18 protein-coding genes are annotated in these 26,607 nt (G+C 63.7%); 12 read left to right on the top strand and 6 right to left on the bottom strand.

All coding sequences use genetic code 11. From position 1 onward, the window contains the following. The first annotated feature begins 147 nt into the window (after nucleotides 1-147). From SB765_RS18435 to creD, 4 genes are all read left to right on the top strand, one after another. Nucleotides 148-648, top strand: a complete 501-nt coding sequence (locus SB765_RS18435) for an ATP-dependent zinc protease (protein WP_341797353.1) — start codon at nucleotides 148-150, stop codon at nucleotides 646-648. A 92-nt stretch (nucleotides 649-740) separates the two neighbouring features. Next, entirely contained in the window at nucleotides 741-1,421 is a 681-nt protein-coding gene (gene creB, locus SB765_RS18430) for a two-component system response regulator CreB (protein WP_341797354.1), read from the top strand. Next, nucleotides 1,421-2,857 (top strand): two-component system sensor histidine kinase CreC, encoded by a 1,437-nt coding sequence (gene creC, locus SB765_RS18425; protein ID WP_410911132.1) that lies wholly within the window; start codon nucleotides 1,421-1,423, stop codon nucleotides 2,855-2,857. The genes creB and creC overlap by 1 nt, the downstream gene beginning before the upstream one ends. Nucleotides 2,858-3,045: 188 nt before the next feature. Then, nucleotides 3,046-4,374 (top strand): cell envelope integrity protein CreD, encoded by a 1,329-nt coding sequence (gene creD, locus SB765_RS18420; protein WP_410911133.1) that lies wholly within the window; start codon nucleotides 3,046-3,048, stop codon nucleotides 4,372-4,374. A gap of 148 nt (nucleotides 4,375-4,522) precedes the next feature. Here creD and SB765_RS18415 read toward each other — a convergent pair whose 3' ends face one another. From SB765_RS18415 to aceE, 5 genes are all read right to left on the bottom strand, one after another. Further along, nucleotides 4,523-5,146, bottom strand: a complete 624-nt coding sequence (locus SB765_RS18415) for a glutathione S-transferase (RefSeq protein WP_041167498.1) — start codon at nucleotides 5,144-5,146, stop codon at nucleotides 4,523-4,525. 3 nt (nucleotides 5,147-5,149) lie between these two features. Beyond that, the gene (gene msrA, locus SB765_RS18410; protein ID WP_410911134.1) at nucleotides 5,150-5,818 is read right to left on the bottom strand and encodes a peptide-methionine (S)-S-oxide reductase MsrA; all 669 of its coding nucleotides are present in this window, start codon (nucleotides 5,816-5,818) and stop codon (nucleotides 5,150-5,152) included. A 151-nt stretch (nucleotides 5,819-5,969) separates the two neighbouring features. Next, nucleotides 5,970-8,657: a putative bifunctional diguanylate cyclase/phosphodiesterase gene (locus SB765_RS18405; protein ID WP_016497643.1), complete on the bottom strand. Its 2,688-nt coding sequence runs from the start codon at nucleotides 8,655-8,657 to the stop codon at nucleotides 5,970-5,972. 315 nt (nucleotides 8,658-8,972) lie between these two features. Continuing rightward, nucleotides 8,973-10,610 carry a dihydrolipoyllysine-residue acetyltransferase gene (aceF, locus tag SB765_RS18400; RefSeq protein WP_016497644.1) on the bottom strand — a complete coding sequence of 546 codons (1,638 nt, stop codon included), beginning with the start codon at nucleotides 10,608-10,610 and terminating at the stop codon, nucleotides 8,973-8,975. Nucleotides 10,611-10,623: 13 nt separating this feature from the next. Beyond that, nucleotides 10,624-13,269: a pyruvate dehydrogenase (acetyl-transferring), homodimeric type gene (aceE, locus tag SB765_RS18395; protein WP_019470533.1), complete on the bottom strand. Its 2,646-nt coding sequence runs from the start codon at nucleotides 13,267-13,269 to the stop codon at nucleotides 10,624-10,626. 383 nt (nucleotides 13,270-13,652) lie between these two features. Between aceE and glnE the strand changes: the two genes are divergently transcribed. The 8 genes from glnE (at nucleotide 13,653) to SB765_RS18355 (ending at nucleotide 23,773) form a co-directional block, all read left to right on the top strand. Continuing rightward, on the top strand, nucleotides 13,653-16,586 hold the full coding sequence (gene glnE / locus SB765_RS18390; RefSeq protein ID WP_410911135.1) for a bifunctional [glutamate--ammonia ligase]-adenylyl-L-tyrosine phosphorylase/[glutamate--ammonia-ligase] adenylyltransferase: 2,934 nt from the start codon (nucleotides 13,653-13,655) through the stop codon (nucleotides 16,584-16,586). A gap of 226 nt (nucleotides 16,587-16,812) precedes the next feature. Beyond that, nucleotides 16,813-17,862, top strand: coding sequence for a lipopolysaccharide heptosyltransferase II (gene waaF, locus SB765_RS18385; RefSeq protein ID WP_410911136.1), 1,050 nt, complete (start codon nucleotides 16,813-16,815; stop codon nucleotides 17,860-17,862). Then, nucleotides 17,863-18,921 (top strand): lipopolysaccharide heptosyltransferase I, encoded by a 1,059-nt coding sequence (gene waaC, locus SB765_RS18380; RefSeq protein ID WP_016497648.1) that lies wholly within the window; start codon nucleotides 17,863-17,865, stop codon nucleotides 18,919-18,921. Further along, complete coding sequence (locus SB765_RS18375) at nucleotides 18,921-20,045, top strand: glycosyltransferase family 4 protein (RefSeq protein WP_410911137.1); 1,125 nt, start codon at nucleotides 18,921-18,923, stop codon at nucleotides 20,043-20,045. The genes waaC and SB765_RS18375 overlap by 1 nt, the downstream gene beginning before the upstream one ends. Continuing rightward, nucleotides 20,042-20,848, top strand: coding sequence for a lipopolysaccharide core heptose(I) kinase RfaP (rfaP, locus tag SB765_RS18370; protein ID WP_341797359.1), 807 nt, complete (start codon nucleotides 20,042-20,044; stop codon nucleotides 20,846-20,848). Before SB765_RS18375 ends, rfaP begins: the two co-directional genes overlap by 4 nt. Then, on the top strand, nucleotides 20,848-21,582 hold the full coding sequence (locus tag SB765_RS18365; protein ID WP_016497651.1) for a lipopolysaccharide kinase InaA family protein: 735 nt from the start codon (nucleotides 20,848-20,850) through the stop codon (nucleotides 21,580-21,582). The genes rfaP and SB765_RS18365 overlap by 1 nt, the downstream gene beginning before the upstream one ends. Next, complete coding sequence (locus tag SB765_RS18360; RefSeq protein WP_410911138.1) at nucleotides 21,579-22,331, top strand: lipopolysaccharide kinase InaA family protein; 753 nt, start codon at nucleotides 21,579-21,581, stop codon at nucleotides 22,329-22,331. Before SB765_RS18365 ends, SB765_RS18360 begins: the two co-directional genes overlap by 4 nt. Further along, a complete protein-coding gene (locus tag SB765_RS18355) occupies nucleotides 22,331-23,773 on the top strand; it encodes a lipopolysaccharide kinase InaA family protein (RefSeq protein WP_049272916.1) in 1,443 nt (480 codons plus the stop codon). Before SB765_RS18360 ends, SB765_RS18355 begins: the two co-directional genes overlap by 1 nt. Before the next feature lie 18 nt (nucleotides 23,774-23,791). Here the strand turns inward: SB765_RS18355 and SB765_RS18350 are convergent, their stop codons facing one another. Next, nucleotides 23,792-26,575 (bottom strand): dermonecrotic toxin domain-containing protein, encoded by a 2,784-nt coding sequence (locus SB765_RS18350; protein ID WP_410911139.1) that lies wholly within the window; start codon nucleotides 26,573-26,575, stop codon nucleotides 23,792-23,794. Nucleotides 26,576-26,607: the final 32 nt, after the last annotated feature.

Here is a 26,607-nt window from a genome sequence, read left to right as displayed (position 1 = left end):
AATGATAAGCAGGGCAGTGGCCTACGCCAAATGTCCAATGCCCTGCGGCGGCAACAAATGTTTCACATTATGTTGATTAGGCTTGGGACAGCGAACCTATCCTGCCAGTGCAGTCTAAGCACTGACCCTTCTCAAGGAAGCCTGCTTGTGAAATCTCTGTTAGCCATGTTGTCACTGTTGGCGCTGCCAGTAATGGCCGCCGAACCTACGATCTACGGCCGGTACGAGAACATCGCCCTGCCCGAGCTGGGCGAAACCCTGAAGGCCAAGATGGACACCGGTGCCTTCACCGCGTCGCTGTCGGCCAAGGACATTGAGCTGTTCAACCGCGATGGCGACGAGTGGGTACGTTTCCGCTTGGCGACCAAGGACTCGGACGGCAAGGTGTACGAGCACAAGGTCTCGCGCATCAGCAAGATCAAGGGCCGTGCCGATGAAGAGGAAGAGGGCGATGCGCCGGAAATTTCCAAGCGCCCGGTGGTGGACCTGGAGCTGTGCCTGGGTGACGTGAAGCGCACCGTGGAAGTGAACTTGGTGGACCGCAGCAGCTTCAACTACCCGCTGCTGGTGGGGTCCAAAGCGCTGCGTGAGTTCAAGGCCGCGGTCAACCCGGCCAAGAAGTTTACCGCTGGCAAGCCTGACTGCTAAGCAGTAGCTGCAAGCTGCAAGTGAGAACAGATCAGTGTAAGTTCACGTGATCCGCTTTTACTTGAAGCTTGCAGCTTGAGGCTTGTAGCTCGATGCCCCATATCCTCATCGTCGAAGACGAAGCCGCCATCGCCGACACCCTGGTCTACGCCCTGCAGGCCGACGGCCACAGTACCGAATGGGTGACCCTGGGCGGCGCTGCACTCGACCAGCAGCGCCAGCGCCCGGCCGACCTGATCATCCTCGACATCGGCCTGCCCGACATCAGTGGCTTCGAAACCTGCCGCCAATTGCGCCGTTTCACCGAGGTGCCAGTGATGTTCCTCAGCGCCCGTGACGGTGAAATCGACCGGGTGGTGGGCCTGGAAATTGGTGCCGACGACTACGTCGTTAAACCCTTCAGCCCGCGTGAAGTGGCTGCGCGGGTGCGCGCGATCCTCAAACGCATGGGCCCCAGGGCCGACCCGGCTATCGATGCGGCGTTGTTCCAGCTCGACACCCTGCGCATGCAGATCACCTATCGCGGCCAGCCACTCACGCTGACCCGCCACGAATTCCGCCTGCTGCAATCCCTGCTGGAGCAGCCGCAGCGGGTGTTCAGCCGAGAACAGCTGCTTGATGCCCTGGGGGTGGCCTCCGATGCAGGGTACGAGCGCACCATCGACAGCCATATCAAAAGCCTGCGCGCCAAGCTGCGCCAGGTCGCGGGTGACGCCGAGCCGATCCAGACCCACCGCGGCCTTGGCTACAGCTACAGCCCGGACCATGCCTGATGCGCCTGGGCATCCGGATCTTCCTGGTGTATTTCCTGTTCGTCGGCCTGGCGGGCTACTTTCTGCTCAACACGGTGCGTGAACAGATCCGCCCGGTGGTACGCCAGTCTTCCGAAGAAACACTGGTCGACACCGCCAACCTGCTGGCCGAGATCCTGCGCGATGACGTCAAGGCCGGCACCTTGAGCCAGAGCCGCCTGCCGCAAGTACTCAGGGCCTACGGCTCGCGCAGCCCGGGCGCGCAGATCTGGGGCCTGGCCAAGAACCAGGTCAGCCACCGCATCTATGTGACTGACGCCAAGGGCATCGTGCTGCTGGACTCCAGCGGTGAGGCGCTGGGCAAGGATTACTCGCGGTGGAATGACGTGCTGCTTACCCTGCGTGGCCAGTACGGCGCCCGCTCCACCCGCAGCGACCCCAATGATGAAAGCACCTCGGTGATGCACGTTGGCGCACCGATCATCGACGACGGCAAGGTCATCGGCGTGGTCACCGTGGCCAAACCCAACAGCTCGCTGCAGCCGTACATCGACCGTTCCGAGCGGCGCCTGCTCACGCTGGGCCTGGGGCTGATCGGCCTCGGCTTGCTGATCGGTGCGGCGTTATCCTGGTGGCTGGCGCGCTCGCTGCGCCGGCTGGCGCGTTATGCCCAGGCGGTCAGTGAGGGTGAGCGGACTGCGTTGCCGCACTACAAGGGCGGCGAGCTGGCGCACCTGGCCCAGGCGGTGGAACGCATGCGCACCCAGCTGGAGGGCAAGGCTTATGTAGAGCGCTATGTGCATACCCTGACGCACGAACTGAAAAGCCCGCTGGCGGCCATTCGTGGGGCTTGCGAGCTGCTGCAGGACGAGGGCATGCCCGCCGACCAGCGCACGCGCTTTGCCGGCAATATCGAGCGCGAGAGCGAGCGCTTGCAGCAGATGGTCGAGCGCCTGCTCAACCTGGCCAGGGTCGAGCAGATGCAGGCCCTGGAGGATGAACAGCAGGTGGCGCTGGCGGCACTGGTGGACGAGTTGCTGTTGGCTCACGGGGCGCGAATCGAAGGCGCCGGTTTGCACGTGCGTCAGCGGGTGCCGGCTGGCTTGCGCTTGCTGTGTGATCCGTTCCTGATGCGCCAGGCGCTGGCCAACCTGCTGGATAACGCACTGGATTTCACCCCCGCAGGTGGCGCACTGCTGTTTGACCTGGAGCGCGACGGCGATCGGGTGGCATTGAGCCTGTTCAACCAGGGGCAGGCGATACCGGCGTATGCCATCGGGCGGGTCAGCGAGCGCTTCTACTCGCTGCCGCGGCCAGGGAGCGGGCGCAAGAGCACCGGGCTGGGGCTGAATTTTGTGGCCGAGGTAATGCAACTGCATGGCGGGGCGTTGGCGGTGGATAACGTCGATGGCGGGGTGCGGGTGCGGTTGTGGTTGCCGGTGCGGCGTATCAGCTGAGATAGCCGGGGCTGCTTTGCAGCCCATCGCCGGCAAGCCAGCTCCCACAGGTACTGGGCCTTGCGCTGGACCTGTGGGAGCTGGGTTGTCGGCAATTTGGCCCTTGAAAGTACACACGATCTCCACACAAGCTCCCCAAAGCCTCCACGCAAGGCGCAGACACTGCGCCCACTGCCAAAGGAGGCCCCATGACCAAGACCCTCGGTTACAAACTCGGCATGATCGCCGTGCTCATGTTGCTGCTGCTCATCCCGCTGCTGCTGATCAACGGCCTGATCGATGAACGCCAGGCCCTGCGCGACAACGTGCTGCGCGACATCGCCCAAAGTGCCAGCTTCGACCAACAGCTCAGCGGCCCGCTGCTGGTGGTGCCGTACCGCAAGTACCAGCGCCGCTGGATCGAAAAGGACGGCGAGCGCACCCAGGAAACCAGCACCATCGCCGGCCACTTGTACTTCCTGCCGGACACCTTCGCCGCCGACCTGGGCGTGGACACCGAACTGCGTGCCCGCGGCATCTATCAGGCCCGGCTGTTCCACGCCAAGGGGCGTATCAGCGGCCGCTTCAAGCTCCCGGAGCGTTGGGGCATCGACAAAGACTTCGACGACTACCGCTTCGACAAACCCTTCCTGGTGGTGGGCATCAGCGATATCCGCGGCATCGAGAATGGCCTGGAACTGAGCCTGGACGAACAGAAGGTGCCGTTCGAGGCCGGCACCCAGCTCGACTGGATGCGCGGTGGCGTGCATGCCAGCCTGCCGGGTTTGGACGGTATGCAGGCACGGGAATTCAGCTACGGCTTCGACCTTGCTTTGCAAGGCACCGGCCAGTTGCACATCGTGCCGGTGGGCCGCACCAGCAGCGTTGACATGCGTGCCAACTGGCCGCATCCGAGCTTTGTCGGCAGCTATCTGCCCAACCGCCGCGACATCGATGCGCAAGGCTTCAGCGCCCACTGGCAGACGTCGTTCTTCGCCACCAACCTTGAAGATGCCCTGCGCCAATGCGCCACTGCCGGCCAGTGCGAAGACTTCAGCGAGCGTAGCTTCGGCGTGAGCTTTGTCGACCCGGTGGACCAGTACCTGAAGAGTGAGCGGGCGATCAAGTACGCGTTGCTGTTCATCGCGCTGACCTTTGCTGGCTTCTTCCTGTTCGAAGTGTTGAAAAACCTGAGCGTGCACCCGGTGCAGTACATCCTGGTGGGTGTGGCGCTGGCGTTCTTCTACCTGCTGCTGTTGTCATTGTCCGAGCACATAGGCTTTGGCCTGGCGTACGGGCTGTCGGCTTCGGCGTGTGTGCTGCTGATCGGCTTCTACCTCAGCCATGTGTTGCGCAGCCTGGGACGAGGGATCGGGTTTGCGGCGGGGCTGGCGGCGCTGTATGCGCTGCTGTACGGGCTGCTGAGTGCCGAAGACTATGCGCTGCTGATGGGGTCGCTGCTGTGCTTTGGCTTGCTGGGGGTGTTCATGGTGCTGACCCGGCGGCTGGACTGGGCGCGGGTGGGGAGGTCGGCATGAGGGAGGATAGAGAGATCGGGCGGTGGTTGGCCTTCAGGATCGGGCTGTTGTTTCCTGTGACAGCCAAGTGAGGCATTCGCAGCGCAAGGCTGCTCCTACAGGCGGTCGCATCCCCTGTAGGAGCAGCCTTGTGCTGCGAATGTCCCTGTCAGGCTGTCGGCGCTGTGGCGACCATCGACGGCCGCTTGGCCACCTCGGCATACCATGCCGCCAGGCCTGGTTGGCGTTCACGCCAGCCAAACTCCGGCTGACGCAAATCCAGATACCCCAGCGCACAGGCCACGCCAATCGCCGCCAGGTCGAACCCGGACACCAGCTCGGGCAGGTGCTCCTGCTCCAGGTTGGCCAGGCTACGGCGGATCTTGTCGCCCTGCGCCTGCAACCAGCCGTCCCAGCGTTTGTCTTCTGGGCGCAGGAAGCTTTCATAGCGCGACGACACTGCTGCGTCCATGATCGCATCGGCCTGCGACACCAGGGTCAGGCGCCGCCAGCGCGCCGAGCCTTCGCGGGGCAGCAATGGCAGGCCGACATGTTGCAGATCGAGGTATTCGCAGATCACCCGGCTGTCATGCAGCACGGTGCCGTCGTCCAGGCGCAGGGCCGGGATCTTGCCGATCGGGTTGTCGTGGTTGAGCTGCGGGTCGCCGCTGACCGGGCTGATGTTGACCGGTTGCAGCGTCACGCGCTCAAGCTGGGCGGTCTCGTGCAGCACCACCATGACCTTGCGCACGAAAGGCGACAATGGCGAGTGGAACAGGGTCATCGTGGCCATGGTTCAGTTGCCCTGCAGGCTGGGTGGCAGGCATACACCGGTGCCGCCGATGCCGCAGTAGCCGTCCGGGTTCTTGGCCAGGTACTGCTGGTGGTAGGCCTCGGCAAAGTACACGGTCGGTGCCTGGTCGATTTCGGTGGTGATCTCACCGAAGCCGGCCTTGGTCAGTTCGGCCTGGAAGGCGTCGCGGCTGGCCTTGGCCTGTTCCAGCTGTTCAGGGCTGGTGCAGTAGATGGCCGAGCGGTACTGGGTGCCGACGTCGTTGCCCTGGCGCATGCCTTGGGTCGGGTTGTGCAGTTCCCAGAACATCGCCAGCAGCTCGCGGTAGCTGACCTTGTCTTTGTCGAACACCACCAGCACCACTTCAGTGTGGCCGGTCAGGCCCGAGCAGACTTCTTCGTAGGTCGGGTTCGGGGTGTAACCGCCGGCGTAGCCGACCACGGTGCTGACCACACCTTCACGCTGCCAGAAGCGCCGCTCCGCCCCCCAGAAGCAACCCAGGCCGAAGATGGCGAAGTCGATGGCGCCCTCAAAGAAGGGGCCGAGCAGCGGGGTGCCTTCGAACACGTAGTGGAACTCGGGCAGGCTCATTGGCGTTTCGCGGCCAGGCAGGGCCTGTTCCGCAGTTGGCATGACGTTTTTGTTCACCAGGATTTCCGAACGCAGGACCATGGCCGTTCCTCTGTGTTAATTCAGTGGGATAGGTGTTGGGGCATTCGCAGCACAAGGCTGCTCCTACAGGGGACGCGCTTTTCTGTAGGAGCAGCCTTGCGCTGCGAAAGGGCCCGAATGACCTCTATAGTGCCCGAGGTTTGAGCTGCTGTCAGGCCACCGGGCCACGTGGATAACGCTTCAGCCGCTCGGCCAGCTCGCGCCCCGGAATCGGCCGGTCGAACAGGTAGCCCTGGCCCACGTCGCAGCGGTGCCGGCGCAGGAACGCCAGCTGCTCCGGCGTCTCTATACCTTCGGCCACCACCTTCAGCTTGAGGTTATGGGCCATGGCCACCACCGCCGAGGTGATTTCCATGTCGTCCTGGTTATCCGGGATTTCGTTGATGAAGCTGCGGTCGATCTTGAGGATGTCGATCGGAAACTTCTTCAGGTAGCTCAGCGACGAATAGCCGGTGCCGAAGTCGTCCATGGCCAGGGTCAGGCCCAGGGCCTTCAGTTCGTCCAGCTGGCGGTGGGTGTCTTCGCTGGCTTCCAGCAGCAGGCCTTCGGTCAGCTCCAGCTCAAGCAAGTGCGGGGGCAGGGCTTCTTCGTTGAGGATGGTGCTGATGGACGCCACCAGGTCCGGGTCGGAGAACTGCTTGGGCGACAGGTTGATGGCCACGTGCAGGTTGCCCAGCCCGGCCTCGCGCAGTTGCTTGCTCATGCGGCACGACTGGCGTACCACCCACTTGCCGATGGGTATGATCAGGCCGGTTTCTTCTGCCACGCTGATGAACTGGTCCGGGCGGATCATGCCGCGCTCGGGGTGGTTCCAGCGCAGCAATGCCTCCAGCCCCAGCAGGCGGCCGCTGCGCAGGCAGATCTTGGGCTGGTAGAACACCTCCAGCTCGTTCTGGGTCAGGGCGCGGCGCAGGTTGTTCTCGACGAACAGCTTGTAGCTGGCCTCGGCGTTCAGCACCTCGGTAAACACCTGTACCTGGTGCTTGCCGTTGGCCTTGGCCTTGTGCAGCGCAAGGCCGGCGTTTTTCATCAGGCTGGCGGGGTCGACGCCGTGCAGTGGTGCACAAGCCAGGCCTACCGAGGCGGTGACGTTGATCAGCTGGTTGTCGACGAACATCGGCTTGTCGAGTGTGCTCAGCAACTGCAGCGCAACGCCCTGGCCATCTTCCAGGCTGGTGTCATCGAGCAGCACGGCGAACTCGTTACTGGCAAAGCGCGCCAGGATGCCACCGCTGTGCAGGCTGTTGCGCAGGCGCCGGGCCAGGCTGATCAGCAGCTTGTCGCCGGTCTGATGGCCGAGGCTGTCGTTGATGCGCTTGAAGTTGTCGATGTCCACCAGCAGCAGGCACATCGCGCTTTCGCCATCGCGGACGAAGCGCTCGTCCAGGCTGCGGATGAACGCCGGGCGGTTGCCCAGGTTGGTCAGGTTGTCGGTGTAGGCCAGGCGCTCGATGCGCTGCTGGGCCAGCTTGGTCTGGGTGACGTCTTCGTAGATGCCGATGTAATGGGTCAGCTCACGGTTGTCGCCGTACACCTTGGAAATCGACAACTGGCCCCAGTAGGGCTCCAGGTTTTTACGCCGGCTCTTGAATTCACCCTGCCAGCTATTGCCCATGGCCAGGCTGGAGGGCGAGTCGAACAGCAGTTCGCTCAGGTTTTCCAGTGCAGGCAGCTCGCCCAACTGGCGGCCTTGCACTTCGTCGGTGCTGTACTGGGTGATGGCGGTGAAGCTTGGGTTGACGTACTCCACCCGGCCATCGCGGTTGACCAGCAGGAAGGCGCTGGCGCTTTGCTCCACCGCACGCTGGAACAGGTGCAGTGCGCTGGCCGCCGCGCGCCGGTTGTGGTTGGTGATGACCTGGGCGAACTGGTCGGCCAGCTCGCCGGCAAAGGCTATCTCGTCCGATTGCCAGGCCCGTGGCTGGCCGCTCTGCTCCAGGCACAACACGCCGACCACCTGGCCATCGACGCGGATACTGGCATCGAGCATGGCCTTGTTTTCCGGGCGCAGGCTTTGCGTGAGGGCGCGGGTGCGCGGGTCGTGGCCGGCGTTGTGGGCGTCGATGGCGCGGCTGGCGTGCAGTGCTTCAAGGTAGTCGGGGAAGCGGCTTGCATCGATGGCCTCGGGCTGGCGATGCTCCTGCGCGTCGCGGTACCAGGCGGTGATCGGTTCCAGGCGCTGGTCGTCCAGGTGCCAGATGCTGGCGCTGTCGACCTTGTAAATTTCGCAGGCGCTTTGGGTGATCAGCTGGGCGGCTTCCAGCAGGGAGTTCTCGGCGCTGTAGCGCTGGCGTGCCAGGCGCAGGATCAGGTCTTGCTGGCCGCGTACCCGCTCCAGGTGTTCCAGTTGTTCCTGCTGGGCACGCTGGTTCAGTTGCAGGGCCAGTTGCAGGCGGTTGTTGCGCGACTCCAGGTCGCTGGCACTCTCGCCTGCGTCGTCGGGCTGGTCGTCGAGCACGCTCAGGTAACCGCGCAACAGCTGGCGGTTGTGCTGCTTGTAGGCTTCACCGGTTTCCAGCAGGCGCAGCGAGGTGGTTGGCGTGTGCAGGGAGTAGCGCACGCGGTAGTAGCCGCGCTGGGCCAGTTGCAGCTGGATCTCGTCGTGCAGCCGGTAGCGGGCCTCGGGCTCCATCAGGCTGGCGTAGGGCGCGTCCACCAGGGCACACAGGTCGGCGGCGTGCAGGCCAAACTGGCGCTCGCAGGCCGGGTCAAGGTAGAGCATGGACCAGGTGGCTTCGTTGAGCCTTTCGAAACGCAGCATACCGAGCCGCGAGGGCACGGGTAACGGCGTGACGACCTCGGCCGCCACACGGCTGGCGGCATCGGGTTGGCTTTTCATCGAAGACTCGCTTGAACAGGGAGCGCGGCCTTGGAGCGGCGGCGGATTCGGCAAGGTTGCATCATGTCCCGAGGGCTGGCAAGCGGCCATGCTTGATGCTGTGGACAGGTTATCGGCGGGTGGGGCGGAAAACTTAGATCGCGTTGGGATTTTTGCCGCCTGGGAGATCGAGCGCCGCGCGGGCGGCGGTCGATCTCCCAGGCGGCAAAACCCTATCGGCGGACAAAAAAAGCCCCGCCAATTGGCGGGGTTGAGGTACGAGCGTGGCAGCTCGAAAAGGGTACTGCCCCTCGCAAGGAGGGGCAGCGGGCTGCCTTACAGCAGCATGGTACGGATATCGCCCAGCACGTCGCCCAGGCGCTTGGTGAAGCGCGCGGCGGCAGCGCCGTTGATCACACGGTGATCGTAGGACAGCGACAGCGGCAGCATCAGCTTCGGCTGGAAGGCCTTGCCATCCCACACTGGCTGCATGGTCGCCTTCGAGACGCCCAGGATAGCCACTTCCGGCGCGTTGACGATCGGCGTGAAGCCGGTGCCGCCAATGTGACCGAGGCTGGAGATGGTGAAGCAGGCACCTTGCATGTCGTCGGCCGACAGCTTTTTGGTACGCGCCTTCTCGGCCAGTGCAGCGGCTTCGGCAGCCAGTTGCAGCAGGCTCTTCTGGTCGACGTTCTTGATCACAGGGACCAGCAGGCCGTCCGGGGTGTCCACGGCGAAGCCGATGTGCACGTACTTCTTGCGGATGATGGCCTTGCCGCTTGGCGCCAGTGAGCTGTTGAAGTCCGGCAGTTCCTTGAGCAGGAAGGCGCAGGCCTTGAGCAGCAATGGCAGCACGGTCAGTTTCACGCCAGCTTTTTCGGCCACGGCCTTCTGCGCAACGCGGAAGGCTTCCAGCTCGGTGATGTCGGCGGAGTCGAACTGGGTCACGTGCGGCACGTTCAGCCAGCTGCGGTGCAGGTTGGCGGCACCGACCTGCATCAGGCGGGTCAGGGCCACTTCTTCCACTTCACCGAACTTGCTGAAGTCCACCACCGGGATCGGCGGGATGCCAGCGCCACCGGTTGCACCGGCGGCTGCCGGGGCTTCCTTGGCCTTTTGCATCATCGCCTTGACGTAAACCTGCACGTCTTCCTTCAGGATACGGCCGTGCGGGCCGGTGGCAGCCACTGCGCCCAGCTCGACACCGAATTCACGGGCCAGCTGACGAACAGCCGGGCCTGCGTGAACCTTGGCATTGTTGCCAGCAGCCGGTGCGGTAGCAGCCGGTGCAGGGGCAGCAGCAGGGGCAGCAGCGGCAGGCGCGGCGGCCGGAGCAGCCTCAGCCTTGGCTGGCGCCGGTGCAGCAGCAGGTGCTGGCGCAGCAGCCGGGGCAGCGCCCGCGACTTTCAGCTTGAAGATCAGGTCGCCAGTGCCGACTTCGTCTTCCAGCTTGCACAGTACTTCTTCGACAACGCCGGCAGCCGGCGACGGGATTTCCATGGAGGCCTTGTCGGACTCCAGGGTAATCAGCGACTGGTCGGCTTCGACGGTGTCGCCGACCTTGACCAGCACTTCGATGATCTTGGCCTTGCCCGACGAGCCGATGTCCGGCACGTGGATGTCCTGCACGCTGGCAGCAGCCGGGGCTGCGGCAGGAGCAGGGGCGGCTTCGGCGGCAGGCGCTGGAGCAGCAGCCGGGGCAGCGGCCGCGGCCGGAGCCTCAGGCGCCGCAGCAGCGGCACCTTCGACTTCCAGCACCAGCAGCTCGTCGCCTTCTTTCAGGCGATCGCCCAGCTTGACCTTGAGTTCCTTGACGATACCGGCCTTCGGGGCCGGGATCTCCATGGAGGCCTTGTCGGACTCCAGGGTCAGCAGGCTCTGGTCAGCCTCGATACGGTCACCGACCTTGACGAACAGCTCGATGATTTCACCTTCACCGCTGCCGATGTCAGGTACGCGAATGAGTTCGCTCACTTAAAAATACTCCTCAGCAGTCCAGTGGGTTGCGCTTGTCCGGGTCGATGCCGAACTTGACGATGGCGTCAGCCACAACCTTGGGTTCGATCTCGCCACGGTCAGCCAGGGCTTCCAGGGCAGCCAGTACCACGAAGTGGCGGTCGACTTCAAAGAAGTGACGCAGCTTCTTGCGGCTGTCGCTGCGACCGTAACCGTCGGTACCCAGGACTTTGAACTCTTTGCTCGGCACCCACTGGCGAATCTGCTCGGCGAACAGCTTCATGTAGTCGGTAGAGGCGATGACCGGGCCTTTGCGGCCGTTCAGGCACTGCTCGACGTAGGTCTGCTGTGGCTTCTGGCCAGGCTTCAGGCGGTTGGCGCGCTCTACGGCCAGGCCGTCGCGACGCAGTTCGTTGAAGCTGGTGACGCTCCATACGTCGGCACCGACGTTGAACTCTTCACGCAGGATCTTCGCCGCTTCGCGGACTTCGCGCAGGATGGTGCCGGAGCCCATCAGCTGTACGTGGTGCGCGGCTTCGCGGGTGTCTTCTTCCAGCAGGTACATGCCCTTGATGATGCCTTCCTCGACACCGGCCGGCATGGCAGGCTGCTGGTAGGATTCGTTCATCACGGTGATGTAGTAGAAGATGTCCTGTTGCTCTTCGGTCATCTTCTTCATGCCGTCCTGGATGATCACCGCCAGCTCGTAGCCGTAGGTTGGATCGTAGGTGCGGCAGTTCGGGATGGTACCCGCCATCATGTGGCTGTGACCGTCTTCGTGCTGCAGACCTTCACCGTTCAGGGTGGTGCGGCCGGCGGTACCGCCGATCAGGAAGCCACGGGTGCGGCTGTCGCCAGCGGCCCAGGCCAGGTCGCCAATGCGCTGGAAGCCGAACATCGAGTAGAAGATGTAGAACGGCAGCATCGGCTGGTTGTGGCAGCTGTACGAAGTACCGGCAGCGATGAACGACGACATGGCGCCGGCTTCGTTGATGCCTTCCTCGAGAATCTGGCCCTTCTTGTCTTCGCGGTAGAACATCACCTGGTCTTTATCGACTGGCTCGTAGAGCTGGCCGACCGACGAGTAGATGCCCAGCTGGCGGAACATGCCTTCCATACCGAAGGTACGGGCTTCGTCCGGGATGATCGGCACGATGCGCTGGCCGATTTCCTTGTCCTTGACCAGCTGCGCCAGAATACGCACGAAGGCCATGGTGGTGGAGATTTCGCGGTCGCCCGAGCCGTCCAGGATCGCTTTCAGCGTTTCCAGGGATGGGGTCGGTACGCTGAAGCTCTTGGCACGGCGCTGTGGTACGAAGCCGCCCAGGGCAGCGCGACGCTCGGCCAGGTACTTGGCTTCGGCAGAACCTTCTTCCGGCTTGAAGAACGGCAGGTTCTCCAGGTCGGCATCCTTGACCGGGATGTCGAAGCGGTCACGGAAGTGACGCAGGCTGTCGACGTCGACCTTCTTGGTGTTGTGCGCGGTGTTCTTGGCTTCGCCAGCACCGGTGCCGTAACCCTTGATGGTCTTGGCCAGGATGACGGTCGGCTGCTCTTTGTGGTTCACAGCCTGGTGGTACGCCGCGTAGACCTTGTACGGGTCGTGGCCGCCACGGTTGAGCTTCCAGATCTCGTCGTCGGACAGGTCTTCGACCATGGCCTTGAGTTCTGGCGTGTTGAAGAAGTTCTCACGAACGTACGCGCCGTCTTTGGCTTTGTAGTTCTGGTACTCGCCGTCGATGACTTCGTCCATGCGGCGCTGCAGGGCACCGTTGGTGTCCTTGGCCAGCAGTGGGTCCCAGAAACGGCCCCAGACCACTTTGTTGACGTTCCAGCCACCGCCACGGAACACGCCTTCGAGTTCCTGGATGATCTTGCCGTTGCCGCGAACCGGGCCGTCGAGGCGCTGCAGGTTGCAGTTGATGACGAAGATCAGGTTGTCCAGCTTCTCGCGGCCGGCCAGGGCGATTGCGCCCAGGGATTCCGGCTCGTCGCACTCGCCGTCGCCCATGAAGCACCAGACCTTCTGCTTGCCGGCCGGGATGAAGCCACGGGCTTCCAGGTACTTCATGAAGCGCGCCTGGTAGATGGCCTGGATCGGGCCCAGACCCATCGATACGGTCGGGAACTGCCAGAAGTCAGGCATCAGCCATGGGTGCGGGTACGAAGACAGGCCGTTGCCGTCCACTTCCTGACGGAAGTTGTTCATCTGGTCTTCGTTGATGCGGCCTTCCATGAAGGCGCGGGCGTAGACGCCTGGCGAAGCGTGGCCCTGGAAGAAGATCAGGTCGCCGCCGTGTTCTTCGGTTGGGGCCTGGAAGAAGTAGTTGAAGCCGATGTCGTACAGGGTGGCGCTGGAGGCGAAGCTGGAGATGTGTCCGCCCAGGTCCGAGTCTTTCAGGTTGGTGCGCATGACCATGGCCAAGGCGTTCCAACGCACCATCGAGCGAATGCGGCGTTCCATGAACAGGTCGCCAGGCATGCGTGCTTCGTGGGTGACAGGGATGGTGTTGCGGTATGGCGTGGTGATCGCATACGGCAGCTGGGAGCCACTGCGGGTGGCCAGCTCGCCCATACGGGTCATCAGGTAATGAGCGCGGTCTTCGCCTTCTTTGTCGAGGACCGACTCCAGGGCATCCAGCCATTCCTGGGTTTCGATTGGATCGAGGTCTTGCATGGCTTGCTCCAGGGCGGAAAGGCAACCAGAATCGATTGCCTGAAGTTGCGACTGGCCTTATGGGCAGACGTCGTGAATTCTTGGATTACCGGGGTGTCTTCCGGCGCCGTGTAGTTTTACTACATTTGCTTGCGCATTTCATGCTTTTACACGACATGAGTAGTAGTAAAACTACATTTCTGCGACGTTTGGTCGCACCTTGGCTTGTGAGGAAAAACGTTCATGGTGGTTGGCATTGTGACGCGAACGGGTGCTTCTTGATGTTTGTTGCCAAGTTTTCGTTTTTTTCAGCTATTTCCAACTTTTGTACGACAGTCCAACCGTGGTCCGGCTTCCCCTTGGCCGCTTTTTCCCTTCTATTTCACGCCGATCAAGGATAGACCATGCGCCTGCCTTTGCCGTCCGATCTACCCGCCACCCTCCAGCCATTGCTGGCCCGCAACCGGCAATTCCTCAGTGATGCAGTGGCCGCTCACGCCGACCTCGACCTGAATGCCTGGATCCCGGTGCACCGGCAACAATTCGACCAGGTTGCCGCCGCCAGCGACTTTGTTCTGGGCCTGGCCCAGCGCGAGCCGGCCATGCTGTTCGAGCTGCTGGCCAGTGGCGAGCTGGAGCGGCGTTATGCGCCGGGTGAGCTGCGTGGGCAAATCGCGGCGGCCGCCCAGGCTGCGCAGAGCGACGACGAGCTGGCGCGCAACCTGCGCCGCGCGCGCAACCGCCAGCAACTGCGCATCATCTGGCGCGACATCACCCGCCAGGCAGAGCTTGGCGAAACCTGCCGCGACCTGTCGGACCTTGCCGATGCCGCCATCGACGAAGCCTACCAATGGTTATACCCGCGCCATTGCCAGCAGTTCGGCACGCCCATCGGCAACCGCAGCGGCCAGCCGCAGCACATGGTGGTGCTGGGCATGGGCAAGCTGGGGGCGGTGGAGCTGAACCTGTCGTCGGACATCGACCTGATCTTCGGCTTCCCCGAAGGTGGCGAAACCGAAGGGGTGAAGCGCTCGCTGGAAAACCAGGAGTTCTTCACCCGGCTTGGCCAGCGGCTGATCAAGGCGCTGGACCCCGTGACCGTCGATGGCTTCGTGTTCCGCGTCGACATGCGCCTGCGCCCCTATGGCTCGGCCGGCGCACTGGTGCTCAGCTTCAATGCCCTGGAGCAGTATTACCAGGACCAGGGCCGCGACTGGGAACGCTACGCCATGATCAAGGCGCGGGTGGTGGCGGGCGACCAGGTGGCCGGGGCGCAGTTGCAGGAGGTGCTGCGGCCGTTCGTGTACCGCCGTTATCTGGACTTTTCCGCGATCGAAGCGCTGCGCACCATGAAGCAGCTGATCCAGCAGGAAGTGCGGCGCAAGGGCATGGCCGACAACATCAAGCTGGGTGCCGGTGGCATCCGCGAGGTGGAGTTTATCGCCCAGGCCTTCCAGCTGATCCACGGCGGGCGCGACCTCAGCCTGCAGCAGCGGCCGTTGCTCAAGGTGCTGGCCACCCTCGAGGGCCAGGGTTACCTGCCGCCGGCGGTGGTCGCCGAGCTGCGCGAGGGCTATGAGTTCCTGCGCTATACCGAGCACGCCATCCAGGCCATCGCCGACCGCCAGACGCAAATGCTGCCGGAAGGTGAGACCGACCAGGCGCGTGTGGCCTACATGCTCGGCTTTGCCGACTGGCAGAGCTTCCACGACCAGCTGATGTACTGGCGTGGCCGTATCGACTGGCACTTCCGCCAGGTGATCGCCGACCCGGATGACGAAGATGGCGAGGGCGAACTTGTGGTGGGCGGCGAATGGTCGCCGCTGTGGGAGCAGGCACAGGACGAGGAAGCCGCTGGCCGGCAGCTGGAGGAGGCCGGTTTCAAGCAGCCCGTCGAAGCCCTGCGGCGCTTGGCCGGGTTGCGCTCCAGCCCGCAGCTGCGCTCGATGCAGCGTATCGGCCGTGAGCGCCTGGATGCCTTCATCCCACGCCTGCTGGCCCAGGCGGTGGAGCATGACAACCCTGACCTGGTGCTTGAGCGCGTGTTGCCGCTGGTCGAGGCCGTGGCGCGGCGTTCTGCCTATCTGGTACTGCTGACCGAAAACCCCGGCGCCTTGCGCCGCCTGCTGACGTTGTGCGCCGCCAGCCCGTGGATTGCCGAGCAAATTGCGCTCTACCCGCTGCTGCTCGACGAACTGCTCAATGAAGGCCGCTTGTTCAGCCCGCCACTGGCCCCAGAGCTGGCCAGCGAGTTGCGCGAGCGCCTGACGCGCATCCCCGAGGACGACCTGGAGCAGCAGATGGAAGCGCTGCGCCACTTCAAGCTGGCGCACAGCCTGCGCGTGGCGGCTTCGGAAATCAGCGGCAACCTGCCGTTGATGAAGGTCAGCGACTACCTGACCTGGCTGGCCGAAGCCATCCTCGACCAGGTGTTGGCCCTGGCCTGGCGCCAGACCGTGGCCCGCCACGGCCAGCCCAGGCGCAGCGACGGCAGCCTGTGCGACCCAGGGTTCATCATCATTGGCTACGGCAAGGTCGGCGGCCTGGAGCTGGGCCATGGCTCGGACCTGGACCTGGTGTTCATCCACGACGGCGACCCGCACGCAGAAACCGACGGCAGCAAGCCCATCGACAGTGCGCAGTTCTTCACCCGCCTGGGCCAGCGCATCATTCACTTGCTGACCACCCAGACCAACTCGGGCCAGCTGTATGACGTGGACATGCGCCTGCGCCCGTCCGGTGCTTCCGGCCTGCTGGTCAGTTCGCTGGGCGCATTCGAGCGCTACCAGCAGAACGAAGCGTGGACCTGGGAGCACCAGGCGCTGGTGCGAGCCCGCGTGCTGGTGGGTTGCAAGCAGGTGGGCGCGGCGTTCGAAGGCGTGCGCGCCAAGGTGCTGGGCCAGGCGCGAGACCTGGAAAAACTGCGCACAGAAGTAAGTGAAATGCGCGCCAAGATGCGCGGCAACCTCGGTACCAAGGCCACGGCTGCCGGTACCGCGGCCAATGCCTTCGAGGCCGGTGTGCCGTTTGATATCAAGCAGGATGCCGGCGGTATCGTCGATATCGAATTTATGGTGCAATACGCCGCTTTGGCCTGGTCTCACGACCATCCGGCCATACTCCGATGGACCGATAACATCCGCATTCTGGAAGAGCTGGAGCAGGCGAACCTGATGCCGGCCAGTGACGCGGTGCTGTTGCGTGAAGTGTACAAGGCGTTCCGCTCGGCCTCGCACCGCCAGGCCCTGCAGAAGCAGGCCGGGGTGATCGATGCGACGCAATTTGCCGATGAACGCCGTGAAGTGCGGCGGATCTGGGGTGAATTGGGTTTGACTTGATATTGCTGGGGCCGCTTTGCGGCCCATTCGCAGCACAAGGCTGCTCCTACAGGGGAACGCGATTCCTTGTAGGAGCAGCCTTGTGCTGCGAATGGGCTGCAAAGCAGCCCTAAAGGCTCATGCCTCACCACCGGTGGTACACTGTCCGCCACATAGCCTGAATATAAAGAGGGGAGGCCAGGCTGTACCGCAGCCTGTAGCCTCCCCGAGCGTTTCTGGACTAAGCATGAGAATACTGATCATTGGCCCCAGCTGGGTCGGCGACATGGTGATGGCGCAGACCTTGTTCCAGTGCCTGAAACAGCACCACCCCGACTGCGTGATCGACGTGCTGGCCCCCGAGTGGAGCCGGCCGATCCTGGAGCGTATGCCTGAAGTACGTCAGGCCTTGAGCTTCCCGCTCGGCCACGGCGCACTGGAGCTGGCTACGCGGCGGCGCATCGGCAAATCCCTGGCCGGCCAGTACGACCAGGCCATCTTGCTGCCCAACTCGCTGAAGTCGGCGTTGGTGCCGTTCTTCGCTGGCATCCCCAAGCGTACCGGCTGGCGCGGTGAACTGCGCTTCGGCCTGCTGAACGATGTGCGCAAGCTGGACAAGGCCCGCTACCCGCTGATGATCGAGCGCTTCATGGCCTTGGCCTACGCGCCCGGCGCCGAGCTGCCGCAGCCGTACCCGCGCCCCAGCCTGCAGATCGAAGCGCAAAGCCGCGATGCTGCACTGGCCAAGTTCGGCCTGGAGCTGGACCGCCCGGTGCTGGCGCTGTGCCCTGGCGCCGAGTTCGGGGAGGCCAAGCGTTGGCCGGTCGAGCATTACGCTGCGGTGGCCGACGCGATGGTTCGCCAGGGCTGGCAGGTATGGCTGTTCGGCTCGAAGAACGACCACCCGGTCGGTGAGCAGATCCGCGACCGGCTGATCCCGGGTTTGCGTGAAGAATCGTCCAACCTCGCCGGTGAAACCTCGCTGGCCGAGGCCATCGACCTGATGTCCTGTGCCCATGCCGTGGTGTCCAACGACTCCGGCCTGATGCACGTGGCCGCCGCGCTGAACCGCCCGCTGGTGGCGGTGTACGGCTCGACGTCGCCCGGCTTCACCCCGCCGCTGGCCGACCAGGTAGAGGTGGTGCGTACCGGTATCGAGTGCAGCCCATGCTTCGACCGTACCTGCCGTTTCGGCCACTACAACTGCCTGCGCCTGCTGGAACCGGGCAAAGTCATCGCCGCCCTGCACAGCCTGAGCGGGCCGGACCTGATCGATACCGTGGCTGAGGTCGACTAAGTGCGGGTACTGATCATCAAGACCTCGTCGCTGGGTGATGTGATCCACACCCTGCCGGCGCTCACCGATGCCGCCCACGCCATCCCGGGCATTCGTTTCGACTGGGTAGTGGAGGAAGGCTTCGCCGAAATCCCCAGCTGGCACCCTGCGGTCGACCAGGTTATCCCGGTGGCCATTCGCCGCTGGCGCAAGAACCTTTGGCAAACCCTCAAGAGCGGCGAGTGGAAGGCGTTCAAGCAGCGTGTGCGCGAGCGCAAGTACGACCTGGTGATTGACGCCCAGGGCCTGGTCAAGTCGGCTTGGCTGACCCGCTACGTGAAGGCCCCGGTCGCCGGCCTGGACCGCTATTCGGCCCGTGAAGGCTGGGCCAGCCGCTTCTATGACCGGCGCCTGTCGGTTGCCACCGGCCAGCACGCGGTGGAGCGGGTGCGCCAGCTGTTCGCCATGGCCCTGGCCTACGACTTGCCAGAAGGCATTGGCGACTACGGGCTGGACCTGGAGCGCCTGCAATTGCCGCCCGCCGCGCCTTACGTGGTGTTCTTGCATGGCACCACCTGGGCGACCAAGCACTGGCCCGAAGCCTACTGGCGCGAACTGGCCGAGCGCATGGGCCGGCGCAAGCTGGAAGTGCGCCTGCCATGGGGCAACCCTGCCGAGAAGGCACGGGCCGAGCGCATTGCCCAGGGCTTGAACAACTGCCAGGTACTCCCCAAATTGAACCTTGCCGGCGTTGCACGTGTATTGGCGGCGGCAAAAGCCTGTGTGGCGGTCGATACCGGCCTTGGCCACCTGGCAGCGGCACTCGATGTGCCGACCATTTCGCTGTTCGGCCCGACCAACCCGGGCCTGACGGGTGCCTACGGACGGACCCAGATTCACCAAGCCAGTGACTGGCCTTGCGCTCCCTGCCTGCAGAAGAAGTGCACCTATAAACCGAGCGCCGACGACCTGCGCCGGTTCGATCTGAAACGCGAGTGGCCGCTGTGCTTCACTCGCCTGAATCCCGAGCATGTGGCGGGCCGCTTGAGCGCGTTGCTGCTGGCTGAGGATGTCCGTTGATGCAACTGGCTTTCGTGCTTTACAAATATTTCCCCTTTGGCGGGCTGCAGCGCGATTTTATGCGCATTGCCCTGGAATGCCAGAAGCGGGGCCACCAGATCCGTGTGTACACGCTGATCTGGGAGGGTGACATTCCGCCGGGCTTCGAAGTGCTGGTGGCGCCGGTGAAGGCGATTTTCAACCACCGTCGCAACGAGAAGCTCAGCGCCTGGATGGCCGCCGACCTGGCCAAGCGCCCGGTCGACCGCCTGATCGGCTTCAACAAGATGCCGGGGCTGGACGTGTACTACGCCGCCGACGGCTGCTTCGAAGACAAGGCGCAAACCCTGCGTGGCGGCCTGTACCGCCGCTGGGGCCGCTACCGGCACTTTGCCGAGTACGAGCGTGCGGTGTTCGCCAAGGACGCCCACACCGAAGTGTTGATGATTTCCGAGGTGCAGCAGCCGCTGTTCATCAAGCATTACGGCACCCCGGTGGAGCGCTTCCACCTGCTGCCGCCGGGCATTTCCCAGGATCGCCGTGCGCCGGCCAACGCTGCCGATATACGCGCCGAGTTCCGCAAGGAATTCAACCTGGGCGATGACGACCTGTTGCTGGTACAGATTGGCTCGGGCTTCAAGACCAAGGGTGTGGACCGTAGCCTCAAGGCGCTGGCCGCGCTGCCATCGGCCCTGCGCAAACGCACGAAGCTGATGGTGATCGGCCAGGACGACCCCAAGGTGTTCCAGCTGCAAAGCGCCACCCTGGGGCTGGGCGACCAAGTGCAGTTCCTCAAGGGCCGCAGCGACATCCCGCGCTTCCTGCTGGGTGCCGACGTGCTGATTCACCCGGCGTACAACGAGAACACCGGCACCGTGCTGCTTGAAGCGCTGGTGGCCGGCCTGCCAGTACTGGTGTCCAAAGTGTGCGGTTACGCCCACTACATTGCCGAGGCCGACTGCGGCCTGGTGCTGGACGAACCGTTCGAACAGGACCAGCTCGACGGTTACCTGCAACGCATGCTCGAAGACCCGCAGGCCCGCGCCAGCTGGTCGCGCAACGGCCTGGCGTTTGCTGAAACCGCCGATCTGTACAGCATGCCGCAGCATGCTGCCGACGTGATCCTGGGGCAGAAAACCGTATGAAGCTGATACTGGCCGAACCGTTCAAGCGCCTGTGGGCCGGGCGTGATGCCTTCGATGCCGTAGAAGCGCTGCAAGGCGAGGTTTATCGCGAGCTGGAAGGGCGCCGCACGCTGCGCACCGTAGTGGCTGGCGAGGGTTTTTTCGTCAAGATCCACCGCGGCATCGGCTGGGGCGAGATCTTCAAGAACCTGTTCACCGCCAAGCTGCCGGTGCTCGGTGCCGGCCAGGAATGGCGGGCTATCCAGCGCCTGCACGAGGTGGGTGTGCCGACCATGACCGCTGTCGCCTATGGCGAGCGGGGCAGCAACCCGGCCACGCAGCACTCGTTCATCATCACCGAAGAATTGGCGCCCACCATCAGCCTGGAAGACTTCAGTATCGACTGGGTCAAGCAGCCGCCAGAGCCGCGCCTGAAGCGTGCGCTGATCGCCGAAGTGGCGAAGATGACTGGCGGCATGCACCGCGCCGGGGTCAACCACCGCGACTGTTACATCTGCCATTTCTTGCTGCACACCGACCGCCCGGTGACGGCGGACGATTTCAAACTGTCGGTGATCGACCTGCACCGCGCCCAGACCCGTGTAACCATCAGCCGCCGCTGGCGCGACAAGGACCTGGCCGCGCTGTACTTCTCGGCGCTGGACATCGGCCTGACCCAACGCGACAAGCTGCGCTTCCTGCGGGGTTACTTCCAGCGCCCGCTGCGCCAAGTGCTGAAGGACGAAGCCCAGTTGCTCGCCTGGCTGGAGCGCAAGGCGCAGAAACTCTACGACCGCAAACAACGCTACGGGGATGCGCTCTGATGGCGGGCTGGACACTGGCGCCGGGTTACGAACACCTGGCGACGGACTTCGGCAGCCTCGATGCGGTATTTGCCCTGCAAGGCGAGCGCCTGACCCGCGACCCGCTCAGCGAGGTGGTGCGCATCGAGCGTGATGGGGTCAACTACTACGTCAAGCGCTACACCGGCGCCGGCAAGCACATGCGCCGCTATCTGGGCCGGCCGCGCATCAAGGCCGAATGGCAGAACCTCAAGCAATTCGCCAAGTGGGGCATCCCTACCGCGGAAGTGGTGGCCTGGGGGCTGGAGCGCAAGGGCCTGGCCTTTGGTCGTGGGGCGATGATCACCCGCGAGCTGCCGAACACCGAAGACCTGTCGGCACTCGCCGAGCGCAACGATGCGCGCCTGGCCGACCGCGCCTGGGTCGACCACCTCAGCCGCCAGCTGGCGCGCCATACCCGGGTCATGCACGAGCACCGCTTTGCTCACAACGACCTGAAGTGGCGCAACCTGCTGGTCGATGACCAAGGCACGCTATTCTTCATCGACTGCCCCACCGGCGACTTCTGGCGCGGCTTCATGTGGCGGCACCGGATGATCAAGGACCTGGCGTGCCTGGACAAAGTGGCCAAATACCACCTGTCGGCCACCCAGCGCCTGCGTTTCTATCTGCAATACCGTGGCCGCGACCGGCTGAATGAGCGTGACAAGAAGCGCATTCGCCAGGTGCTGGGCTTTTTCGAGGGAAGGGAATGACCGATTACCTGGCCAGCGCGGACCTCGCGCTGCTCAAACGCCATGGCCTGGACGACTTCGAGGCGCTGTGGGCCTTGCAACTTGAGGCAGTGGATGAACCCAACACCGGCCGTGGCGGCTGGAGCAGCGTGTTCCGCCTGGAACTCGAAGGCAAGGGCTACTATCTCAAGCGCCAGAGCGACTACCTGACCCGCACCCTGCACCGACCGTTTGGCGAGCCCACCTTCGCCCGCGAATTCCGCAACATCAGCCGCTACCAGAAGCTGCACATTCCGGCCTTGCAGGCGGTGTTCTATGGCGAGCGCAAGCAGGGCGGCAAGCACCGGGCCATCCTGATGACCCGCGCGCTGGACGAGTGGGCCGACCTCGACAGCCTGCTGGCCCAGTGGCCACAGCTGGGCGATGCGGAACGCAATGGCATCCTCAAGGCATGCGGCCAGCTGGCGCGCACCCTGCACAGCGCCGGCCAGGTGCATGGCTGCTTTTACCCCAAGCACATTTTCCTGCGCCAGCGCCGTGAAGGCTGGGACGCGCAACTGATCGACCTGGAAAAGACCCGGCCATTGCTGTTCGGCATGCGTGACCGCCTCAAGGACCTGGAGCCGCTGCTGCGCCGCGCCCCGGTCTGGAGCGAGGCCGATGTGCGCACAATGCTGGCGACCTACCTGGCGCAGCCGGCTGACAGCACGCTGGTCAACAACTGGTTGCAACGCCTGACGCAACGCCGTCGTGAAAAAGAGGCCCGCTGATGCGTTTGTCCGAACTGAAAGATGCCGGGCGCAGCCCGTCGTTGCCCCTGAGCATCACCCTGGCGGATGCCGCCGGCAGCGCCGAGTTGCAACTGCTCAGCCTGCTGCGCGTGTTGCCGGGCCAGCGCTATGTTGGCGCCGGAGTGTGGCGCGGGACCCCGGTGCTGGCCAAGCTGCTGGTGGGCGGTAACGCCGCCCGGCATTTCCAGCGCGAACTGCAAGGTGTGAAGCTGCTGGCCGAGCAAGGCCTGACCACGCCAAAACTGTTGGCCGATGGCCTCAAGGAAGGCGAGGGCGGCTGGCTGCTGTTCGAATTCCTCGACGGCGCCGAAAGCCTGGCCGATGCCTGGGCGGCGGTGGAAAACCTGCCGGTGCTGGCTGACGAGCAACATCTGGTATTGGGTGAAGCGCTGACTGCTGTCGCGCACATGCACGCCCAGGGCCTTTGGCAGGAAGACCTGCACCTGGACAACCTGCTGCGCCATGGCGGCAAGCTGTACCTGATCGACGGCGCCGGTATCAAGGCCGAAACGCCTGGCCAGCAGCTGTCACGCCCGCGCGTGCTGGAAAACCTCGGGGTGTTCTTCGCCCAGCTGCCCAAGCGCCTGGAACCGTTCATCGAAGAGCTGCTGGTGCACTATCTGCTGGCCAACGCCGAGCATGCGTTGCCCCTGGAAGCCCTGCAAAAGCAGGTGGACAAGGTGCGCAACTGGCGCCAGAAGGACTACCTGGACAAAGCGGGCCGCGAGTGCAGCCTGTTCAGCGTCCAGCGCAGCCTCTCGGGCTTGCAGGCGATCCGCCGCAGCGAAGTCGACGCCATGCAGCCGGTGCTGGAGCAGGCCGATGCGCTGATCGACAAGGGCCACCTGTACAAGACCGGTGGCGCCGCCAGCGTGGCGCGTATCGAGGTGAACGGTCGCAAGCTGGTGCTCAAGCGCTACAACATCAAGAACACCGCGCACTGGTTCAAGCGCTTCTGGCGCCCGAGCCGGGCCTGGCATTCGTGGATCGAAGGCCACCGCCTGGAATTCCTTGGCATCGCCACGCCTCGCCCTCTCGCGGTGCTGGAACAGCGGGTGCTGGGCCTGCGTAGCCGTGCCTATCTGGTCACCGAGTATGTCGACGGCCCGGACCTGACGGCATGCTTCGCGCCCTACGTCGAAAGTGGCGATGCACCCGAGGAGCAAGTGGATGCCCTGGTCCATGTGATGCAGCAGCTGATTCGCGAGCGTATCAGCCACGGTGACTTCAAAGGCCATAACCTGTTCTGGCACAACGGCCAGTGGTCGCTGATCGACCTTGATGCCATGTGCCAGCACGCCACCCAGCTCAGCTTCGCCCCGGCCTATGCCCGCGACCGGGCACGGCTGCTGCGCAACTGGCCGAGTGGCAGTGCCTTGCATCAGCGACTGGACCGGCTTTTGCCAAAACTGGTCGAGTAAGGCCGCCAGTTCGGGCTTTTATTGGGCTGGTGGTGGTTGGTCTGGCAGTGTCAGCCAGTCACTGCTGCGCCCTGCCTGGCGAACGCGTATCAGCCACTGGCCGTTTTCGTGACGCATCACCGCCCACGGCACCACCCCGGCGTTGTCGGGGCTAGCCATCTGCAAGTGGTAATGATCCGGCAGCAGGTGGCGGCGCACCGGCAACTGCCCGTTCTCGAGCCCCAGGTACAACTGATCGTCAGCCTCGAAAAGCCCTTGTTCGATGTTCAGTGGCAGGCCAGCCACAGGCACCTGCAGGTAGCAGTCTTGCAGTAACTGCTTAAGGTCGGGCAGCCCGTCGTACCAGAGTACCGGTGAGTCGATGACCCACTGCCCGTCGGCCTTGCGCTTGAGCGGCTGCTGCAGGTAGGCGTCTGGCTGGGCAGGGTCGATGGCCCGCCAGCGGTAGCCATCGAAGCTGACCTGGTAATACCGGTTGTCTTTGTCCTTGACGAAGTACAGCGATTGCCCGCCAAACACCGAGCTTTGCTCGTATACACCTTCACCGTATATACCGTCTATGCGATAGCGCAGGCTGCTGCTGCCCGGTTGTACCTGTTGGCGTGCGGGCAGCGGCAGTGGCGGTTGTTTGGGGATCCCGCGCAGGGATCGGCGTAGCACTCTGGAACCCAGAAAACTGGTACCCGCATCGTTGAGGTGGCTAAGCGCCTGATACGCATGCCGCATCACCCCTTCGACATCCTCTTGCTTGAAAGCCTCGGCGCCGTCCCAGATATCGATTGCCATGCGGCCGATCGACAGCACCAGCAGCGGACGGTTCGGCAGCAGCAGGCTGATGAAGTCCAGTAAGCGCCAGCTCAGCGCTATGACCGATTCCACGTTCACTTCCCTGGTCGTCATGCTGTCGGCATCGGCCTGAGCGATCAGCGCCCGGGCTTCGGCCATGTAGTAAACGAAGAAAAGGTCGTCCTTGATCTCAGGTGTCGTCAAATGCGTGCTCATGCGCCCCTTGTCCAGCAGCCGCTGCACCGTGACGGCAGGTAGCAATGGCAGGCGCTGGGCTACGTATGCTCTCAATGCGGGCTGTTGGCGCAATGTGCGAAGCAGTTCGCGGGTTGTTCGGAAACGCCGCCAGGCCCTGCGGTCCGGGGCATCCGGGGTGTACAGCACACATGCCGGAGACTTGTAGGTGATGCTGTTGAGCAGAAGTACGCCCTGCAGGGTATGGCCCATGATGTTCAGCTGCCGGACAGTGACCGGGTAGCCTGCTACCGGCGCACGCAAGGCATTGTGTGGTTGGTCCAGCACTGCGCGCACCCAGTTGTAGCCGTGTTCGAAAGGGTCTTCGCCAAAGTGCCCTGCGTAGCGCGCCTTGACTGCTTCAGCGTGCATGCGTGCACGGTTGACCTTGCTGTGCGCAGTGAGGCGCCATTTGCCCGCTCTGGAACTGATGAGTTGGGTGCGCAGGTACTCTGCGTAACTGTCACCCACGTTCAGTTCCCGGACCATGTGCTTGACATACTGCGGCGTGAGCCCGGCGGGCATGGCTTTGCCATGGGCATGGATCACCCGGGCAGTAAGCCAGTAGTCGGTATCGAACCACGGCAAGTTCTTGAGGGCGATCTCTTCGAAGGTGTTTATTTCCTCGACCATTTCGACCATCTCGTCGCCCACGCGTCGCATGCCTGCATAGGTGACATAGGACGAGATGGCGAAGGGATGCATGACGGCGCCAGTGCGGCGGGTACGCACGACCACGATCTTGATATCGCGGGGATCTGCGGCGTACCCCAGGTCATGGCGCAGTCGCTCGCGAAGGCGTGCGTTGGCCCAGCCCAGCAGGCTATTGCGTTGCTTGAAGTCGTTGAAGCTCAGCACTCCCGGGGCGGCAGCCTGCTCGGCGATTGCCACCAGCTCTTGCATCGCCTGCATCATATGGCTCAGGCCTTGCGCAGATGTATTGCGCAGCCAGTTCGGCAGGTTCTTCTCAAGCAATCGGGAGTAACGTGTCTGCAGGATGGGTTTGGCGCCGACTTCGTGCCAGAGCTCCATGGCTTTATGTATTCGGGTGTGCTGGTGGGGTGAGCTGCTCCACAAGCCGGTGTCACTCAAGCGTTGGCGCTGGGCTTCTATCACACTGTCGATCTGGGCCTCCAGCAGGCTATCGGCGTACCAGTCATAGCGCAGGCGCTGTGACAGCCGCACGCGGTCCGCCTGCGCGTCAGTGTACAGATGCAGCAGCGGTTTGCTCTGGAGTGGGTCTTCCAGGCGTTCGCAAAGCTCCTGGTGCAGCGCGGCAAGGGACTCGAAGGCTTCAATGCCTTGTGAGAGGCTGCACAGCAAGGCCATGCCTGCGGCATCCTCGGGTGTGAGCATAGGGCCCTCGGCGGTGCCGGCAACGATGATCAGTGTGCCTGGCAGGTAGCTTCGCCAGTTGGGCCGTAGGCCTTCCAGCAGCACGCGGTAGACCTGTGGCCTTTTGGCCAGGGGCATATGCCTGCGCTGGGAGGGTAGTGGCTGTTGCAGGCAGGCCCATAGTTGATCGGCTGAGCGGTAGCCCAAGGTCTCGTCGCCCAGGCGCAATTCAACCTCGGCCAGCATCAGCGCCTTGCGCAGTGCCAGCAGCTTTTGTCTTGGGGTTTCGCCTTGCTCATCGGCCGTGGTCCAGAAGCTGGCCAGTTCGCCGTGCAACCAGGTGCGTGTGTCGGGGTTGATGGGGTGCTGAAGGTCAATCGTCGGAAGGCCGCCGAGCAGGTCACTGATCTGTCGGTCGATCTGTTCCAGTTGTTCGAGGGGGCGCATGGGGCGGGTCCTTGGTTGAGGAAAACCCCATG

This window comes from Pseudomonas sp. SIMBA_067, from assembly GCF_046534675.1.
GTDB classification, from domain to species: Bacteria; Pseudomonadota; Gammaproteobacteria; order Pseudomonadales; family Pseudomonadaceae; genus Aquipseudomonas; species Aquipseudomonas putida.
The sequence above is the reverse complement of the archived record's forward strand: the minus strand, read 5'-3'. Positions and strand labels throughout refer to the sequence as shown.

Bases quoted from the DNA above. Each gene is read 5' to 3' on its own strand.
- creB (WP_341797354.1), top strand. From the start codon at position 741: ATGCCCCATATCCTCATCGTCGAAGACGAAGCCGCCATCGCCGACACC.
- creC (WP_410911132.1), top strand. From the start codon at position 1,421: ATGCGCCTGGGCATCCGGATCTTCCTGGTGTATTTCCTGTTCGTCGGC.
- creD (WP_410911133.1), top strand. From the start codon at position 3,046: ATGACCAAGACCCTCGGTTACAAACTCGGCATGATCGCCGTGCTCATG.
- SB765_RS18415 (WP_041167498.1), bottom strand. From the start codon at position 5,146: ATGGCCACGATGACCCTGTTCCACTCGCCATTGTCGCCTTTCGTGCGC.
- msrA (WP_410911134.1), bottom strand. From the start codon at position 5,818: ATGGTCCTGCGTTCGGAAATCCTGGTGAACAAAAACGTCATGCCAACT.
- SB765_RS18405 (WP_016497643.1), bottom strand. From the start codon at position 8,657: ATGAAAAGCCAACCCGATGCCGCCAGCCGTGTGGCGGCCGAGGTCGTC.
- aceE (WP_019470533.1), bottom strand. From the start codon at position 13,269: ATGCAAGACCTCGATCCAATCGAAACCCAGGAATGGCTGGATGCCCTG.
- glnE (WP_410911135.1), top strand. From the start codon at position 13,653: ATGCGCCTGCCTTTGCCGTCCGATCTACCCGCCACCCTCCAGCCATTG.
- waaF (WP_410911136.1), top strand. From the start codon at position 16,813: ATGAGAATACTGATCATTGGCCCCAGCTGGGTCGGCGACATGGTGATG.
- SB765_RS18375 (WP_410911137.1), top strand. From the start codon at position 18,921: ATGCAACTGGCTTTCGTGCTTTACAAATATTTCCCCTTTGGCGGGCTG.
- rfaP (WP_341797359.1), top strand. From the start codon at position 20,042: ATGAAGCTGATACTGGCCGAACCGTTCAAGCGCCTGTGGGCCGGGCGT.
- SB765_RS18365 (WP_016497651.1), top strand. From the start codon at position 20,848: ATGGCGGGCTGGACACTGGCGCCGGGTTACGAACACCTGGCGACGGAC.
- SB765_RS18360 (WP_410911138.1), top strand. From the start codon at position 21,579: ATGACCGATTACCTGGCCAGCGCGGACCTCGCGCTGCTCAAACGCCAT.
- SB765_RS18355 (WP_049272916.1), top strand. From the start codon at position 22,331: ATGCGTTTGTCCGAACTGAAAGATGCCGGGCGCAGCCCGTCGTTGCCC.
- SB765_RS18350 (WP_410911139.1), bottom strand. From the start codon at position 26,575: ATGCGCCCCCTCGAACAACTGGAACAGATCGACCGACAGATCAGTGAC.